The sequence below is a fragment of the Gimesia sp. genome (assembly GCF_040219335.1).
GTDB lineage: Bacteria > Planctomycetota > Planctomycetia > Planctomycetales > Planctomycetaceae > Gimesia.
Genome location: NZ_JAVJSQ010000026.1, coordinates 145,257 through 162,537, shown reverse-complemented (window position 1 = coordinate 162,537; position 17,281 = coordinate 145,257). Strand labels below are relative to the sequence as shown.

The following is a 17,281-nucleotide window of genomic DNA, read 5'->3' as shown; positions in this document are numbered from 1 at the left end:
GAAGCATATGACTCATCAGAAATCGTTCACGTCGATTGTCCACAGGCAGGTCTGCCTGTCAGTTGTATTGATGCTGCTATTAAGTGTCAGTTCTCACGTGGTCATCGCCCAGCAACAACAGCAGATACCGAAAAAAACATCAGGTGTCGTGGCCAGTTCAGACCTGGGGGAATTCGGGGACGTTCAGATCTTTGAGCGGAGTAAGGTGATCTTACCGGCAAATCTTTCCGGAACGATGTTGGATCGCGTACATCAGGGCTTTGTTCCCGGTAAGAAATCAACTTGGATGCAGGATCGGCTGGCAGAAATCGAACAGGCCCAGAAGGAGAAGGAAAAGCAAGCGGAAGAAGAAGCACACATACGCTTGTTGAAACAGTTCGTTGATGAACTCGTGTTGATCACACCGGGCAAGGGGAAGTTTCCAAAATCTTTCAAGATGGGCTCTGAGGATGGAGAGCCATCTGAAAAGCCTGTACATGAAGTGACCTTCACTGATGATTTCTGGATTTCAAAATACGAAGTTCCTCAGAATCTGTATGAAGCCATCATGGGCCGTAATCCAAGTCGCTGGAAAGGCCCCCGCAATTCCGCGGAGATGTTCGACTGGAAGACCGCTAACGTGTTCTGTGATCAGCTGACGATTCAGCTGCGTAAGCATAGACTGATCAGAAAAGATCAAATGATCCGCCTGCCCACCGAAGCAGAGTGGGAATACTGCTGTCGGGCCGGCACCGACACTGCCTACAGCTTTGGCGATCAGGCTCAAAAACCGGGTGAGATGGGAAAAGAGGCCAGTCTACTCGATCCCTATGCCTGGCATACCGGAAATGCAGCCGGCAATGATCCTCCGGTAGGAGCGCTCAAGCCAAATCCGTGGGGCCTGTATGACATGCACGGCTATCTCTGGGAGTTCGTTGCCGATCCCTGGCACGATGATTATCAGAATGCACCCACTGATGGTAGTGTGTGGGATACGATGGAAGAGAATCCGCAGCGAATTGCCCGGGGCGGCGCCTGGACAGATCGCTATGACCGGCTGCGATCCGCTTTTCGGGCGAAGATCACACCCGAAACAATCAGTCCTGCACTCGGTTTACGCTGCGTCAAAGCCAGAAATGCAAAAGTGAAAAAATTGGAAAACTAGGCCCTGCGAATTGCAGGGGCACTGCAGCGGTGATACCCTTTTAATTAATTCAGATAGCTGGCAAAGAAGAAAACCGAAGTTTTGCTTCTGGGCAGGTTCCTGCCCGGGTCTGGTCCGGCGGTCCGTATCCATTCGTTTCTGTAATTTTAGAAGTAAGTAATTAGGCGAGAAAGTTGATCTCCCATGAGTTCAGAACAACCTTCAACTGAAGAAATCAAAACCAGCGAAGCGTCTGCAGAAATTCAGGCCTCTTCCGAACAGCAGCAGCCAGCCGAAAGCCAGCCTGCTGAACAGCAGGAAACAGAGTCTGCATCTGCAGATCAGGCTCCCGCGCCAACAGAGCCTGCTGTTGCGGAAAGCGAAGCCGCAAAGCCGGAACGCAAAGTTCAGTTGAATCCAAAAGTGGATCCCGCGCAGTTCAAAGCCATTCCTTCAGCTGGCGCCGCACCGACTGCTCCCGCTAAGAAAGAGGATGCAGAAGGAGACGCCGAAGCAGAAGTCGAAGTGACTCAGGAACAGCTCCAGGAAGCAGCCATGATGCAGATTGCAGAATCTGCTAAACCGGTCGATATTCCGGATGATGTCGATGACCTCGGCGATGATCTGGAAGCGGAACTGGCAGCAGCCCTCTCTGGTCAGGGCGCACAGGAACTTCCCAAGTCATACAGCGAAGAAGAAGCTGCCGCAGACGCCGCCGCTGAAAAACCTGCCACAACTTCAGGCAGTTCGGAAGAAGGACTGGCGGAAGGCGATCGACTTAAGGGGATCGTGGAATCAATCAACAACGACGATGTCTTCATCGATCTGGGAAGCCGGGCACTCGGAACTCCTGGCATTGTTCCCCTGCGACAGTTCGGCGATAAAACCCCCGAAATCGGACAGGAAGTCGAAGTCAAAGTCACCGCAGTCAAAGAAGCCGAAGGCCTGATTCAACTCTCCCTGCCTCGTGGACATCACAAACCCGCCGGAGACTGGGATGCTGTCGCTGTTGATCAGGTGGTGGAATGTGTCGTCAACAAATCGAACAAAGGGGGCCTGGAAGTCAAGGTCGGCAGCCTGCGAGGATTTCTCCCCGCCAGCCAGGCCGATCTGTATTTCGTAGGCGACCTCGAGCCATTTGTGGGTCAGAAGCTGACCGTGCAGATCACCGAAGTGAATCCCAAGAAACGCAACCTGGTGGTCAGCCGTCGCAAGTATCTCGAATCAGAACGCGAAGAAATTCAGAAGGAACTCTGGGAAAAACTGGCCATTGGTCAGGAGCTGACCGGAACCGTGAAGAATATCAAGGACTATGGTGCCTTCGTCGATCTGGGGGGCATCGATGGCTTCCTGCACATCGGCGAGATCAGCTGGAACCGCATCAAGCATCCCAAAGATGCGCTCAGCGAAATGCAGAAGATCAATGTCAAGATCCTCAAGATTGATAAGGAAAAGAACCGCATCAGTCTGGGCATGAAACAGCTCCAGCAGGATCCCTGGCAACTGGCCGAAGATCGCTACGCTACCGGTTCTACAGTTACCGGTAAGGTAACACGTACGGCAGACTTTGGTGCTTTCATTGAGCTGGAGCCGGGACTCGAAGGGCTCGTTCATATCAGTGAGCTCGACCATCGTCGGGTAAAACGCGTTACCGAAGTGCTGACGACAGGTCAGGAGACGTCTGCGAAAGTTCTGGAAGTTGATCCGAACCGCAAGCGAATCAGCCTTTCACTGAAAGCGTTGACCGAGAAACCGGAAGACGCTGTTGAAGCACGGGCAGAAGAATCACAGCCTGCCTACGAGCGGAAACGCAAAGGTCCGCTGCTGGGAGGCAATGCCGATGATACCAACTCTGGTTCGGGCGGTGGTGGCCTGTTCGGAAATCCGAATGACTATAAATAAGTCATTCGCTCAAGCGAAAAACAAATGAAAACGCCGTCTGTTCTTTAATCGAACAGACGGCGTTTTTTGTTTCAAATGACTTCAACTCGATTTGAAGTGTTGAGTCGATGTTGCTCAGATCACGACTGATTCGAGCAGCATCCGCAGTTTGCGCAGTTCCAGAGCACGATCCACACCATTCAGGAGTGAGGGCAGCAGTTCTACTGACAGGAACTGATGATAGTTTTGACGTTCCAACATACTGATCATTCTGCTGTAGTCAATTTCTCCCAGACCAACCGGAACCTGTACCTGATCGCTGGTGGAATCCCGCAGGTGCACATGGCAGACGTAAGGGAACACCATGTCGTAAGATGTATTGCTGTGAGGACCACACGTATAATAACTGGGGTCCAGGGTCAGTCCCAGGCCTTTGACGGACTGACAGAGTTCTGTTGCCGTGCGCGGGTCTTCTGTAAGTTGACCGGTTTTGGTTTTGATTGACAGTCTGATACCGTCACGACTGGCGATCTTTAACAACGCTTTCAGACGGTCGATCTCCGAGTTGAAAGGTGTCCCCAGCGGAGAAGCAGGGATCGTGATCTGTGCGATCCGCAGCAGTTTGGCGGCTTTACACAATGACTGAAAGGCCGTCGGTTCGATGTCATTTTCCAGACAGAAGGCGATTGGCGTTAAGCGGGTCGCTTCCCGGAAACGCGAATAAAAATCCTCTGGCGATCGAGAGACCTCTGATGGTTTCAGGTGATCACTCTCTTCATCCATCCAGATCTCGATTTTATCGTATTCCAGATCCGTCAGACGTTCACAACTGACTTCAAACGATTCATCTGAAAAACAACGTGATGATGCAGCTACAAACACGCCGAACACTCCCTTGTTGGCAAAGAACAAAGCGAAATGAGCACTCCGTCAATGACGATGGTCTTGCCTGAAAACTCAAACTTGTAAATGACCCAGACTCTCCATCTTTCGTAAGGGCTGAAGGAGAGTAGGGAACTGTGATAATTTATCCCGGTTTTGACGATTCTGCAAGGTCGATCAGATTTGAATATTACAGTGGTTTTCCAATTCTTGGGGATTTTAACTATTGTTTGGTGCACGCTGACCGATAAAAGAAGTAAGTCATTTGCTGGCGCATATCCTGTATCTCTCTCTCAGGCCGCCGGCAGCAGCTTTCGCAGCAGGTAACAAATTGATCATAGACTGAGTGAAAATTGAGTTTCGCTCAAAACAGGAAACCAGGGGGGAAAGGAAGCCAATGAAGCCTCACATGTTATGTAAAATGGCCGCTTGTCTGATTCTGCCACTTTTTGTGGGATGTTCGAATAGTCAGGTCATTCGGGGTCAGTCGGCTGATGGAGAATTCCTGATGCAGCAGCAGGCCCAAATGGTGCAACATCAACAGGCAATGCACCAGCAGTACGCCGGCCAGCAGGCTCCAATTCAGCAGATGGGACATCGTCGGCACGGTGGATACTGCCCTCCCGGCTATGGTAATGGCGGCTGGAAAACCGGTCACAAAAATACATACCATTACAACAAACGCCCTAAACATTACCAGACCTATAAGTACGTTCCGCCCGCGGCTGTCTATCCTCAGCAGAATCAGCCACTGGGAATCGTCCAGTATCCTTACTACACCCACAAAGGACCGGATGACTTCTTCCTGAAATAAAAACAGGCTGAACGAAAACCAGAATCATCAGAGCTGACCGAGTGCAAACCCGGTCAGCTCTTTTGCATTTCAGGGGAAATTGGGAATGAACCAGTTTGCCGATTTGGGATATAATCTGTCTGACGCAGGCTGACTGCTGCATGGAAATGTGAATCCCGGTAACACCAGATTGTGAACAGCTCCGAATATGAATACTGAGAAACCCCAGAGTGCTGATGTCGTAAGAGCAATTGAATCACTGGCCCCGGATGATTACGGCCGGATGGCGATTCCCTGTGAAGTCGACGAGGAACTCCACGAACAGATCAGACTGGCATTAATCTGTGAACCCCGCACGAAACTGCTGCTGAACCAGTTCGGTTTTGACAGCCTCCTGCGGTTCATCGAACGCAAGTCTTCTGAATGTCTTCGTGATCCTGAATTCGAACATTGTCGGCAGGCAGCACAGGCGCTGGAAGTTCTCCTGTTTCAGCCGGACTACGACAAACATGTGGTCGATGTTGCCCTGGCGCTGATTCATGATTCCTATCAGCGACTGGAGCCACCCCGCGCGGGGTTTGAACCGGGCAAACTGCCCCTGTTCTGTGCCGCCTGGGATCGTCTGGGATCACAGCCGCATAGCGAAGATCACAGCGCGGAACACCATTTCCGGGTCGGCGAAGACCAGGATGGACCGCGGTATATCTGCTACTGGTAAGCCGGGCCGCTCACTTTTGAGTGAGCGGAATTTCCAGCTGTGAAGGCACCGGTTTTACCGTTTTGCGATGCTTCTCCGCAGCCGCTTTCAGTTCTTTGATAACCTCGGGATGATCCTTGGCGACGTCGTACTTTTCGGAAGGATCATGCTCCAGGTGGTACAGTACCGGCGGATCATGTTCCTTAAATGGTTCCCGGCCGTAAGCGGGTTTGGTGATGAAATGTGCTTTCCACGGTCCTTTGCGGATCGCCATCAGTTTTGTGCCACGATAATAAACCATTTCATCGCGCGGGCCGGGACCGCTCTGCGTCAGAACCGGAGTCAGGTCTACACCATCAACAACGCGATCTGTGGGGACAGCACCACCTGCCAGCTTGATTGAGGTCGTGTAGATGTCCATCGTGCTCCCCTGCTCCTGGGAGACCGTTCCCGCAGGAATATGACCGGGCCACCAGGCCAGTGTCGGCTCACGCATGCCCCCTTCCCAGGTGCTCCCTTTACCATCGCGTAACAGGCCAGCTGAGCCTCCCTGTGCGTCAAAAATAAGCCACGGACCGTTGTCGCTGGAAAACCAGACGATCGTATTCTGATCCAGTCCCTCATCGCGCAGTGTCTGCAGCACCTGACCGACGCTCCAGTCAATTTCTTCGATGACATCACCATACAGGCCCCGCAAACTTTTGTCTGCAAATGCCGGAGAGCGGAACAGCGGCACATGCGGCATATTGTGGGCCAGATACAGGAAGAACGGCTGCTTCTGATCCTGTTTGATAAACTTGATCGCTTCTTCGGTATAGCGTTTGGTGATTGTGGTCTGATCGGCGGGCTGTTCGACGATTTCTTTGTCCCGCATCAGGGGGACGTTCCAGTATTTAACCTTCGGATCGAGGAAGATCTTTCGTCCCATTTTACGGTCGGCAACCCGGTCCATATCGTTGGAATAAGGGATGCCGAAATAGCTGTCAAATCCATTGCTGGTCGGCAGGAACTGAGGCAGATGACCCAGGTGCCATTTACCGACACACGCCGTGCGATAGCCGGCTGATTTCATCGCTTCTGCCAGTGTGACTTCACTGGCCGGAATGCCGCCCCCTGAATCGGGAAACAGCACTCGGCGTTTATCACTGCACATCCCTGAACGAATGGGATAGCGCCCCGTTAATAAAGCGGCTCGACTGGGAGTACAGACCGGAGCGGCAGAATAAAACTGGGTGAATTTCATACCCTCCTCCGCCATCTGATCCAGATGGGGAGTCTTAATGGTAGGGTGCCCGAAGCAGGCCAGATCCCCATATCCCAGATCGTCCGCGTAAATCACAACCACATTCGGCTTTGAGTCTGCATGAACAGCATTGATTGGCGTGAATACATTAATCAGGGCGAATAGGGTGAATAAAAGGATGGGGGTCATTCGACGACTGAGTGCGCTTCGTGTCATGTAACTGGCTCTCCCGGAAGGGGTTCTGAATGCAAAGTGTAGTAGTGGAATTACTCGATTGTTCACTCCTGTGAGGGAAAGTGCAACCAGAAATCGGACATTACTTATGTAAAACTTTGCGGGTTATGCCGATAACTCCTTCAGATACTAATACTTCATGTCCGAAATATGAAGAAGGGGCTTCGCGCCTCCCGGTGGAAAATAGCTACAGGCTCACTCATCAGACGCATATACAGAATTGAGGCTGACTCGATATGGAACAGGATCACCAACCAGCGACCATCTCTCCCACAAGCGAGAAAGACTGGAGATCACTGCAGCACCAGGAATTTGTCGAACAGGTCGATCTTTTGATTCGCACCGCTCACATGATCCGCACGGCATTGAATAACAGTTTTGCTCACCTGGAGATTAACGAAGTCCGGTATGCCGCCTTAAAGGTGATTGATGCCATTCGCGAATCCGGCTGCTCCCAGTCGGAACTGGCACGCAAACTGGGCCAGTCTGAATCCAACATCTGCACGCTGATCGAGCGGATGGAGAGTGATCAACTGGTTGTACGCCGACAGTCTCAGCAGGATCGCCGAAAACGGGTCCTGCAGGTGACAGAAGCAGGCTACCTGATTCTGGAACGTGTCAAAGAGTACCACGGCAACGTTTCGCAACGCCTGCTGGCCGCACTCACTCCGGATCAGCGCCGTCAATTAACCGGCATGCTGCAGTCATTACTCAAAGCAGCCCAGGTTCAACGTTCGCAACGGGAAACAGTACACACCGTTGCCGAATCCCCTGCCCCTTATGCCTTACGTGATATTCCTGCCGCCTGAATGGAAAGAGGAACTTTCCTGTCAGGACCACGGCTTTTGATAAACTCAGTGTCATGGATGCTCTTAAATGAGTCGCGCAAAATTCAATCCCCAATGTGAATCACTCAGAACAGCCCTGGCGGTAGTTCTACTGGCGGGTCTGTCCCTGATTCAGGTCGGCTGCTCACCCACGTTCTGGGCTGATCAGGCCAATGCGGATTCGTATGAAATTCTGGCTGAAAAAGCCGACGACCCAGCCTGGGAACTTCCCCGCTACGACGTCGAGCCCGATCCGCGCAGTCGTTTCTATGATCCTTACGATCCCAATCACGAACCGCTGCCTCCCGATGACCCTGCTGCGAATGTTTACATGCATTGGTTACAGTGTAAGAAGGGTTACAAAAGCTGGCACAAATTTGGTCGCGCGCTCAGTATCGAAAACCCGGACTGGCTCGTGCAGTACGGTATCTCTCCCGAGTTAAGTGCAGAAATGGCAGCGGCCGGGAATTCGCTTCCCGGTACCGAACTGCCTGCGCTTGAAGAAGTCACGCTGCAGGAAGCTATCGACATCGCGAACATTAACAGTCGCGAATATCAGTTCCAGATTGAAAACCTCTTCCTGTCGGCTCTCGATCTGACGTTCGGCCGATTTCAGTTTGATGTGAAATATCTCGGAGTCGGCGGACAGAATCCGCAGGTCGATCTCAACCGGCGTCGTTTGTCTAACGGAACGCAGGAACTCGACCTCTCCAGTCGCATTGGTGTGAACCAGGTGCTGCCCAGTGGTGCTCAGTGGGCCGTCGAACTGGCGAATAACACACTCTGGCTGTTCTCCGGATCCAATCAGACCACTTCCGTAAGTGTGCTTTCTTACTCGCTCGTTCAGCCACTGTTACTGGGAGCGGGGAGAAAGGTCGTCCTCAACAATCTGACCCAGGATGAACGTAACGTGCTCTATCAGACACGTACCCTGGCCCGCTTCCGTAAAATTTTCTTCACCGATACCGTGGGTGGCGGCAATGGCTTCCTGCAACTGTTACAGCAGCTGCAGGTGATCTATAACGAACGCGGTAACATCAAGCGACTCGAGCGTCAGGTGGAAATTCTTCGCGCTCTGTCATCACAGAAACCCAAAGTGCAACAGGAACGCCTGGAAGAATTGCCCGATAACTGGATCATTCCTCCGGCACTCGTTGAGAAGATGGAATATGATGATGAAAGTCGGATGCTTTCCTGGAAAGGAGAGATGAGTGCTGAAGAAGAAAAAATGCTGCTGGCACTCAGTGATGCAGATTCTTACCAGGCAACCGTCAATGAACTCATCTCACGAATTCGTACCGAAGTCGTCACGCTGGATGTTGCTCAGCTGGAAACGCGGTTGGCACAATCCGTCAATCGTTTGCGTTCCATCGAACGTCAGTATCAGGACTCACTGGGCAGCTTCAAAATCTTCATGGGCTTGCCACCTGATATGCCGATGAGTATCGACGAATCACTGCTGAAACCCTTCCAGTTGATCGATCCTCTCCTGCCGGAAATTGAACAGGAAATTTACGATTACGTCGAGGTCTGGGCGAGTGTCTATGTCGAAGACTGGGGAGATCCCAACTTAGTTCCTCCCACAACAGCAGACATGCTGAAAGTTGTCGATGGTCTGGAGATACTGATCAAAAAACTGCAGACGGATGCCCTGGTAACCCTCGAACAGGATATCGCGAACATTGACATGCTGCTCGGACAAAATACCGAGGGGGTTCCTGAAGACATTCTGGCACTGCGAAAACGTCGGTTCGAGACTGATGAGGACCGGGAGCGGGTCCGCCAGGGCTCTGCCAATGATATACGTTTGTATTCAGGCGTGCGAAAAGAGATTCAGGAATTGCAGAGTCGCCTGGATGGTCTGAGGGGCTTTCTGAGCGAAGATAATCTCTCAAATGACCAGAAAAAGAAAATAATTCTGGAAATGGCCAATCTGCGGGAAGACATGCTCAGAATTTCACAGGGCTTGCAGGTGATTGAGATTGGCTTGCGTGTGGAACTCATTACCCTGGAACCATTTAACATGGATATTACCGAAGCGGTTCGCATCGGTCTGGATAATCGTCTCGACCTGATGAATGAGCGTGCTTTCGTGATGGATACCAGAAGATTGATGGAAGTGCGGTCTAATGAGCTCGAAGCGGTGTTAAATGTTGTAGTCGATGGAGACGTAAGTACTCCGCTCGGTAAAAACCGACCTCTGGACTTCCGCGGTAGTCAGGCCAGTTTGCGGGCGGGGGTTGAATTTACGGCTCCATTGTCATTAGTACAGCAGAGAAATGCCTATCGGGAATCTCAAATCAATTACCAGCGACAACGTCGTACCTTCATGGAAGCCCAGGATAACATCAAGTTTGACATCAGACGCAGCTGGCGACAGCTGAATGTGTTGCGTCAGAACTTCGAAACATCTCGGGTCCAGATCCGCCTGGCTGCGTTACAGTATGACAGTGCGGTGGAAGCTACTTCTGATCCTGCTCAGGCGGGGCGTAACCAGGGGTTAAACCTGTTAAATGCGTTATCATCGGTACTCGATGCACAAAACAGTTTAATCAGTAACTGGGTAAATTATGAGCAAAACCGACTTAACATCTATCGAGATATGGGTATTATGGAGATAGATGCCAACGGCATTTGGGAAGATGATTTCTATCAACACCGCGCGGGAACGATAAGACCTACCAATGAGCACCGCCAACTCCCCCCAGAACCAACAGACTCAACAGGACTCACTGGAACAGAAGACATCCAACCAGTCGTCTTCCGACCAGCAGCAGAACTCAATGCACTCTCCACAGAAAACAAAACGACAGCGCAGGCTCCCTAACAAGGGAACGCTTTTCCTCCTGGCAATTCTGATCATGGCAGCTGTAGTACTTCTGGTACCTGCAGTCCGCACGCCACTGTTCTCTGCCTTCTCCAGCGGACAGAAAAAGAACACCACATATATTACAGACCAGGCGACACGCGGTGCATTCCGTGTGTCGGTTACGGAACGCGGACAACTCGACAGTCTGAATAACGTGACCCTGTCCAGCAAAGTCAAAGGCTTCACAACCATCATCAGTATTGTTCCGGAAGGAACCATGGTCAAAGCCGGCGAACTGGTCTGCGAACTCGACTCCTCCGCGCTGGTCGATAAGGAAAAGCAGCAGCAAATCCAGGTGACACAGGCCGAGGCCGAACTCAAACAGGCTGAAGAAAATGTCGCTATCCAGAAAACTCAAAATGAAAGTGATGCCTCTGCAGCCCAGCTGGCTCTCGATCTGGCCAAACTCGATCTGGAGAAGTTCCAGAAGGGCGAATCACAGCGCGATCTGAATGTCAAAGAAGGTGCTGTCACCAAGGCTCGTGAAGATCTGCAGCGGGCCGAGGAGAACTTTGAGTTCTCGAAACGGATTGCCAAGAAAGGCTATAAAAATCAGAACGATGTCGAAGCCGACCGCATTACCGTCGTTAAAGCCGAGATCGATCTGGAAATCGCCAAAGAAGATCTCAAAGTGGAAAAAGATTATGTTCAGCGGCGGAAAGAAAAAGAGCTGGTCGCAGATGTTGATGAAAAGAAACTGAACCTGGAACGTGTGAAACGCCAGGGAATCGCCACACTGGCCCAGTTCGATGCCCGGCTCAAAGCCAGTCAGCTGACTTATGAAGTCGAACGCAGTGAACTGGACCGCATTCGCGAACAGATTGAGGCCTGCAAAATGATCGCGCCTCAGAACGGTCAGGTTGTTTACGCGAATCAGAACAGTGGCCGCCGCGGTAGCGGTGAAGACGTCATCGAAGAAGGGACGGAAGTCCGCGAGCGTCAGGCAATCATTCAACTGCCCGACTTCTCCAAAATGAAAGTCGATGCCCGGATTCACGAATCGAAGATCAGCATGATCGAAGAGGGCCAGGATGTCGATATCCGCGTGGATGCCTTCCCAGAACAACGTTATGCAGGCACTGTGGATCAGGTCTCTTCCGTGCCGATCTCCTCCAACTGGATGCGTCCCGACCTCAAAGAATACAAGGCCACCATTAAAATCGTTCCCAATGGTGCCGACATTTCCAAACTCAAACCGGGCCTCACTGCAGAAATCGAAATCCGCATCGAAGAGCGGGATAACGTGCTGCAGGTTCCCGTCCAGTCGGTCATCACGATTGGCGATCAGCGTTACATCTTCGTCCTGACCCCCGGTGACAAACCTGTCCGCCGTGAGCTTCTGATCGGCCAGGCCAGCGATACCATGATTGAAGTGAAGGACGGTGTAGAAGCCGGAGAGGAAGTCATTCTCAATCCGCGAACCCACTTCGCAGATGAGTTGATCGAACTCGAAGAAAAGCTGGCGATGGATAAGAAGAAGGCACAGAAAGAAGGTGCCGCTACAGACGCTGCAGCAGCCGGAGCCGGGAAAGGTTCTGCTGCTGGAAAATCAGCAGGCGCCGGCAAGAAACCCGCCGGCGGTGCGGCAGCCAGCGGTGGTTTCCTGCAACGCTTCGACAAAGACTCGGACGGAAAAGTCTCTAAAGAGGAAGCCCCTGATCGTCTCAAGGAACGCTTTGACTCACTTGATACCAACAAGGATGGTTTCCTTGATGCCGGCGAGATCAGCAAGCTGCGTCCCCCCTCTGGTGGTGGCGGAGCGGGTGGACCTCGACCCGGGGGAGATCAGCGATCATGAGGCTGGCTGCTCAAGTTGTCGACCTCACCAAGTTTTATGATCTGGGCTCCGTGGTGGTGAAAGCGTTGAGAGGAGTCTCGACCGATTTTCCCGAAGGTGACTTCGTCGCCATCATGGGATCCTCGGGGAGTGGCAAAAGTACGCTGCTCAACCTGCTTGGTGCACTCGACCGCCCTACCAGCGGACAGTACTTCCTGGGTGGACGCGATGTCTCCACTCTGGACGACGATGAACTCTCACTGATGCGCAACGACATGATCGGCTTCATCTTCCAGTCGTTCAACCTGATTGCTCAGTATACGGTGCTGGAAAATATTGAAGTCCCCCTGCTCTACCGGGCCGGTTATCCCGCCATCGGACGTGAAGAACGCGAGTGGTGTACTGAACTCGCTCGCATGGTCGGGCTGGGAGATCGACTCGATCACCGACCGTTCCAGCTTTCCGGGGGGCAGCAGCAGCGTGTCTCAATTGCCCGGGCACTTGTCAATGACCCGCAGATTATTCTCGCTGACGAACCCACGGGTAACCTGGATTCCGCCACTGAAGAGGAAATTATGGATATTCTCCATAATCTGAATGGCCAGGGACGTACCATTATTATGGTGACTCACGAGCCCACAGTCGCCAGACAGGCCAAACGGCAGATCATGATGAAGGATGGTCTCATTGAAAGTGAGACCATTCAGGAACCCTCATTCTCCAAGCATTAAACCCCTTACCTTCGACCTCGTTTCCAATTACTTCAGGCCGCTCGCATGACCCGTATCATTCGCATTGTCAGACTTGCTATGAAAAGCCTGCTGCTGCATAAGCTGCGGTCCGGCCTGACTATGCTGGGGATTGTGTTCGGCGTCTTCTCTGTGATCGCCATGCTGGCCATTGGAGAAGGTGCCAGTGCCCAGGCGCAGAAACAGGTACTTGAACTGGGGGCAACCAACGTCATCGTTCGCAGTATCAAACCGCCGGACGAAGTCGCACAGACATCCAGCAGCGCCCGTGTTCTACAATATGGCCTGTTACGCTCTGATTACAAAATCCTGACCGAAACTCTACCCACGATTGTCAACGCGGCTCCCATCCGTGAAGTCGATCGTGAAGTGCGTTTCCTCAAAGAAGCCATGAATGCCCGCGTCGTGGGTTGCACCGCTGAGTACATGGGGATGAATCATCTCGATCTGGCTGCAGGCCGTTTTCTGACTGCCAGCGATCAGAATAAACTGCTCAACGTCGCAGTGGTTGCCAACGAAGTCGCCAACAAACTCTTTAAGTATGAAAACCCGCTGGGGAAATCGATTCGCATCGGACCCATGTTCTACACCGTTGTGGGAGTGACGAAAGACCGTACCGCTTCTGCTGCTATCGGAGGCAGCCTCTCTGGACAGGACTATAACAAAGACGTCTACATCCCTATCAAAACCCTGCAGGCGCGTGAAGGTGACCTCGATATCAAACGGCAGGCAGGCAGTATGACGGCCGAGCATATCGAATTGAATCAGATCACCCTGCGTGTCAGTGACAAAGACACAGTACTCCCCACCGCGCAGGCGATTCGGGAAACGCTGGAGCAGTCACATCCCCGCAATAAAGATTATGCGGTTGTCGTGCCACTGGAACTGCTCAAACAGGCAGAACAGATTCGTATGATTTTTAACGTCGTGCTCGGGTCCATTGCCGCCATCAGTCTGGTGGTGGGCGGCATCGGTATTATGAATATCATGCTGGCCACCGTGACCGAACGCACCCGTGAAATTGGTGTCCGCCGCGCCTTGGGGGCCCGTCAACGGGACATCATCGAACAGTTCCTCACCGAGACGATCGTACTCGCAGGATCAGGCGGTCTCATTGGCGTCGCGTTTGGTCTGCTGACCCCCGTCACCTTTCTGGGCATCCAGTGGTTCGTGCAGAACTTCGTGATGGAAGGCGGCACTGCAGGTTCGGATGTGGGCCGCATGTTCTTCGACCTGCAGCCACAGATCGCCTTCTGGAGTCTGCCGGTTGCCTTTGGTATCTCGGTGACTATCGGAATTCTCTCCGGAATTTACCCCGCGATCTCTGCTGCCAAACTCGATCCGATCGAAGCACTCCGTCATGAGTAATTCGATCGTCGTGGTCGCAACATAATCCGTGTCAGTGGGTTATGATCAATAAGTGAATCTGGATTGGTCCGTGAAATTTGTGAGCTGGGCTGTTCCCCTCCCTGTCTGGGGCTCTACAATAAGAGCGTGCGCCTCGCGCAAGCTGACATCAGAATTGATAGACCCACCTCATAGACGCCAACCTAAACAGGAGAATCAGGCATGCCGGGAAAGCAGGCTTTTCTGAAACAACTCTACCTCCTCACCGTACTTCTTGTAGCATGGATGACTGTCTGCGGATCAGGATTGTCGGCAGTCCACGCAGATGAGAAGTCGCCCGCACCAGCCAAAAAGCAGACAGAAGAAAAAACAGATACAGAGTCCGGGCCGGTAATGAAAAATCCGTTCCCGAATCGTCCGCCGGCACCCAGCCTCGATGGTGGGACCGAATGGTTAAATACTTCGGGTGAGATCACTCTTAAGGACCTGCGGGGAAAAGTCGTTCTCATCGACTTCTGGACCTACTGCTGCATCAACTGCATGCACGTTCTGCCCGATCTGGCTTACCTGGAAAAGAAATATCCGAACGAACTGGTCGTTATCGGCTGTCATTCTGCAAAATTCGATAACGAAAAAGAGACCGATAACATCCGCCGGGCCATCCAGCGTTATGAAATCAAGCATCCTGTGATCAATGATTCCAATATGACCGTCTGGCGCAAGTATGGCGTGCGTGCCTGGCCTTCGATGGTACTCATCGATCCGGAAGGTAATTACTGCGGTCATATTTCAGGAGAAGGTAATCGCGAACTGCTCGACAAAGTTCTGGAGCAGGTCATAGCCTACCACCGTGCCAAGGGAACGCTCGATGAAACTCCCGTGCACTTCGAACTGGAATCGACCAAGCTGAAACCAACGCCTCTCAAATTTCCAGGCAAACTGCTGGCTGACGAAGCGCACAACAGACTCTTCATCTCAGACAGTAATCACAACCGCATTGTCGTTTCTTCCCTCGACGGGAAACTGCTGGATGTGATCGGCTCCGGCCAGATCGGCAATAAAGACGGTGATTATAAAACCGCTGCCTTTGATCATCCGCAAGGCATGGCCCTGGTCGGCAATACTCTCTATGTGGCCGATACTGAAAATCACCTGATTCGCAAAATTGATCTCGATCAAAAACAGGTATCGACTCTGGCGGGCACCGGGGAACAGGCCCGTACCCGCACGCCCGGTGGTAAACTGCGCACGACCGCGCTCAACAGTCCCTGGGCACTGGCCGAGATTGATGGCACGCTCTATATCTGTATGGCAGGCCCGCATCAGATCTGGTCGCACAAACTCGGCTCAGATGAAATCGGCGTCTACGCCGGCTCAGGGCGAGAAGATATCACCAACGGCCCCCTCGATACGTCCGCTTTTGCACAGACATCAGGCATCGCCGTTGATGGAGACATCTTCTATGTCGTCGACAGTGAAGGCTCTGCAGTCCGCAAAGTTGACACTAAGCAGGGAACCGTCAGTACCATCGCCGGAACTTCCGACCTGGAACGCGGTCGTTCCCTGTTTGAGTTCGGGGACAAGGATGGCATCGGCGATAAGGCCCGTCTGCAGCATCCCCTCGGAGTTCTGTTCGATAACGGTCGCTTGTTTATCGCAGATACTTACAATCACAAATTGAAAACCATCGACCTCAAAACGAACGAAGTCAAAACATTTCTGGGAACCGGCAAAGATGGCAATAGTCTGAAGCCTGCCGAATTTTCTGAACCGTCAGGCCTGGCCAAAGTCGGAAACCGTCTGTTCGTTGCAGATACCAATAATCACCGGATCTGTGTTGTCAATCTCGATAATGATCAGGTCAGTGAATTCAAAGTGCAGGGACTGACGCCTCCGGAATTACCGAAGACTTCTGGAGACAGCTTTGCGGCGACATCGGCAGCTGCGTTGAACGCTTCCGCACAAACCGTTGCGGCAGGAAAGCCCATCAAGGTGACGGTCACTCCCAAACTCCCCACAGACTATAAGCTTTCGCCTTTGGCCCCTATTAAGTTTTCCTTGAAAGCGGCAGATGCATCCGGAGAAACAGTCGCTACAGGGAAGGGGACCGTCAAAGGAGATCAACTGGTTCTGGAACTTCCGGCGCTGGATGCTGCCTCTGGGGCTTATCTACTGAATCTGCGCTTCGGCTACTGTCGCGATGGCGTAGGGGGCTTATGCAAACAGCATTCGACGCAGTGGAAGCTTCCGCTGCAGATACAGCAGGCAGCGAAAAACAGCCAGATCAGTCTCTCGCTGGATCTCTCTCAGGATTAAAGATCTGCAATTTTAAGTGTCGACTGATAACGGTTGCTGAGCCTGCATTCTGGCGGTTCAGCAACCGTTTTTTATTGGGTGTAGGTGGTTTTCCAAAATTCTGTTCGCGTAAGGCTTTTGTATCAACGTAATCGGGACAGCTTCGGGTTGGCATGGGACTTGCATTTCAAAACAGGTGCAGGGATACCGCCCCTGATCCGAGCTGTTTTTTTACGACAGACTGCGGTATAAATTCAGAGACTGACAGGAGAAGAATCATGTCTGAACAAGATGAAAATTACCAACTGGCGAAGGAACGGGTCGAGAAGAAAATGGGGTTCGCGATTCATGCCGGAGTCTACGTCCTCGTGAATGCTGGCCTGATCACCTTGAACCTGATTCGCTCTCCCGACAACTACTGGTTTATCTGGCCTCTGGGAGGCTGGGGGATCGGTCTGGTATTTCATGCCTTCAAGGTGTTTGGACCTGCCGGCTCAACAAGCTTGAAAGAGAAGATGATTCAGAAAGAACAGGCCCGACTCAAACAATGAGGTAAGCAGTCAC

Annotated in this window: 13 protein-coding genes; 11 read left to right on the top strand and 2 right to left on the bottom strand. The window is 52.2% G+C overall.

Going from position 1 to position 17,281, the window contains the following annotated elements:
- Positions 1 to 7 precede the first annotated feature (7 nt).
- Together RID21_RS20620 and RID21_RS20615 are read left to right on the top strand one after the other, a co-directional pair.
- A complete protein-coding gene (locus RID21_RS20620) occupies positions 8 to 1,144 on the top strand; it encodes a formylglycine-generating enzyme family protein (protein ID WP_350192124.1) in 1,137 nt (378 codons plus the stop codon).
- Positions 1,145 to 1,327: 183 nt separating this feature from the next.
- Positions 1,328 to 3,025 carry a 30S ribosomal protein S1 gene (locus RID21_RS20615; RefSeq protein WP_350192122.1) on the top strand — a complete coding sequence of 566 codons (1,698 nt, stop codon included), beginning with the start codon at positions 1,328 to 1,330 and terminating at the stop codon, positions 3,023 to 3,025.
- Between the two features lie 114 nt (positions 3,026 to 3,139).
- Here RID21_RS20615 and RID21_RS20610 read toward each other — a convergent pair whose 3' ends face one another.
- Positions 3,140 to 3,886 carry a sugar phosphate isomerase/epimerase family protein gene (locus RID21_RS20610; RefSeq protein WP_350192120.1) on the bottom strand — a complete coding sequence of 249 codons (747 nt, stop codon included), beginning with the start codon at positions 3,884 to 3,886 and terminating at the stop codon, positions 3,140 to 3,142.
- Positions 3,887 to 4,295: 409 nt separating this feature from the next.
- Here RID21_RS20610 and RID21_RS20605 point away from each other — a divergent pair, with 409 nt between their 5' ends.
- Positions 4,296 to 4,700: a hypothetical protein gene (locus tag RID21_RS20605; RefSeq protein ID WP_350192118.1), complete on the top strand. Its 405-nt coding sequence runs from the start codon at positions 4,296 to 4,298 to the stop codon at positions 4,698 to 4,700.
- 187 nt (positions 4,701 to 4,887) lie between these two features.
- Positions 4,888 to 5,397: a hypothetical protein gene (locus RID21_RS20600; RefSeq protein ID WP_350192116.1), complete on the top strand. Its 510-nt coding sequence runs from the start codon at positions 4,888 to 4,890 to the stop codon at positions 5,395 to 5,397.
- Positions 5,398 to 5,407: 10 nt separating this feature from the next.
- Here the strand turns inward: RID21_RS20600 and RID21_RS20595 are convergent, their stop codons facing one another.
- The gene (locus tag RID21_RS20595; protein ID WP_350192114.1) at positions 5,408 to 6,835 is read right to left on the bottom strand and encodes a sulfatase family protein; all 1,428 of its coding nucleotides are present in this window, start codon (positions 6,833 to 6,835) and stop codon (positions 5,408 to 5,410) included.
- Between the two features lie 254 nt (positions 6,836 to 7,089).
- Here RID21_RS20595 and RID21_RS20590 point away from each other — a divergent pair, with 254 nt between their 5' ends.
- The 7 genes from RID21_RS20590 to RID21_RS20560 all read left to right on the top strand — a co-directional run bounded on the left by RID21_RS20590 (position 7,090) and on the right by RID21_RS20560 (position 17,268).
- Positions 7,090 to 7,662 (top strand): MarR family winged helix-turn-helix transcriptional regulator, encoded by a 573-nt coding sequence (locus tag RID21_RS20590; RefSeq protein ID WP_350192112.1) that lies wholly within the window; start codon positions 7,090 to 7,092, stop codon positions 7,660 to 7,662.
- 67 nt (positions 7,663 to 7,729) lie between these two features.
- On the top strand, positions 7,730 to 10,507 hold the full coding sequence (locus tag RID21_RS20585; protein ID WP_350192110.1) for a TolC family protein: 2,778 nt from the start codon (positions 7,730 to 7,732) through the stop codon (positions 10,505 to 10,507).
- Positions 10,508 to 10,541: 34 nt separating this feature from the next.
- Positions 10,542 to 12,347, top strand: coding sequence for a beta-barrel domain-containing protein (locus RID21_RS20580; protein WP_350192108.1), 1,806 nt, complete (start codon positions 10,542 to 10,544; stop codon positions 12,345 to 12,347).
- A complete protein-coding gene (locus RID21_RS20575; protein WP_145190261.1) occupies positions 12,344 to 13,057 on the top strand; it encodes an ABC transporter ATP-binding protein in 714 nt (237 codons plus the stop codon). The genes RID21_RS20580 and RID21_RS20575 overlap by 4 nt, the downstream gene beginning before the upstream one ends.
- A gap of 45 nt (positions 13,058 to 13,102) precedes the next feature.
- Positions 13,103 to 14,443, top strand: coding sequence for an ABC transporter permease (locus tag RID21_RS20570; RefSeq protein ID WP_350192106.1), 1,341 nt, complete (start codon positions 13,103 to 13,105; stop codon positions 14,441 to 14,443).
- 201 nt (positions 14,444 to 14,644) lie between these two features.
- Positions 14,645 to 16,738, top strand: a complete 2,094-nt coding sequence (locus RID21_RS20565) for a thioredoxin-like domain-containing protein (RefSeq protein ID WP_350192104.1) — start codon at positions 14,645 to 14,647, stop codon at positions 16,736 to 16,738.
- 257 nt (positions 16,739 to 16,995) lie between these two features.
- Complete coding sequence (locus RID21_RS20560; RefSeq protein WP_350192102.1) at positions 16,996 to 17,268, top strand: 2TM domain-containing protein; 273 nt, start codon at positions 16,996 to 16,998, stop codon at positions 17,266 to 17,268.
- Positions 17,269 to 17,281: the final 13 nt, after the last annotated feature.

What these genes read in the sequence shown, in the direction of transcription:
- RID21_RS20600 (WP_350192116.1), top strand. Translation starts at nt 4,888, where the DNA reads ATGAATACTGAGAAACCCCAGAGTGCTGATGTCGTAAGAGCAATTGAA.
- RID21_RS20615 (WP_350192122.1), top strand. Translation starts at nt 1,328, where the DNA reads ATGAGTTCAGAACAACCTTCAACTGAAGAAATCAAAACCAGCGAAGCG.
- RID21_RS20585 (WP_350192110.1), top strand. Translation starts at nt 7,730, where the DNA reads ATGAGTCGCGCAAAATTCAATCCCCAATGTGAATCACTCAGAACAGCC.
- RID21_RS20595 (WP_350192114.1), bottom strand. Translation starts at nt 6,835, where the DNA reads ATGACACGAAGCGCACTCAGTCGTCGAATGACCCCCATCCTTTTATTC.
- RID21_RS20590 (WP_350192112.1), top strand. Translation starts at nt 7,090, where the DNA reads ATGGAACAGGATCACCAACCAGCGACCATCTCTCCCACAAGCGAGAAA.
- RID21_RS20580 (WP_350192108.1), top strand. Translation starts at nt 10,542, where the DNA reads ATGGCAGCTGTAGTACTTCTGGTACCTGCAGTCCGCACGCCACTGTTC.
- RID21_RS20560 (WP_350192102.1), top strand. Translation starts at nt 16,996, where the DNA reads ATGTCTGAACAAGATGAAAATTACCAACTGGCGAAGGAACGGGTCGAG.
- RID21_RS20575 (WP_145190261.1), top strand. Translation starts at nt 12,344, where the DNA reads ATGAGGCTGGCTGCTCAAGTTGTCGACCTCACCAAGTTTTATGATCTG.
- RID21_RS20565 (WP_350192104.1), top strand. Translation starts at nt 14,645, where the DNA reads ATGCCGGGAAAGCAGGCTTTTCTGAAACAACTCTACCTCCTCACCGTA.
- RID21_RS20570 (WP_350192106.1), top strand. Translation starts at nt 13,103, where the DNA reads ATGACCCGTATCATTCGCATTGTCAGACTTGCTATGAAAAGCCTGCTG.
- RID21_RS20605 (WP_350192118.1), top strand. Translation starts at nt 4,296, where the DNA reads ATGTTATGTAAAATGGCCGCTTGTCTGATTCTGCCACTTTTTGTGGGA.
- RID21_RS20620 (WP_350192124.1), top strand. Translation starts at nt 8, where the DNA reads ATGACTCATCAGAAATCGTTCACGTCGATTGTCCACAGGCAGGTCTGC.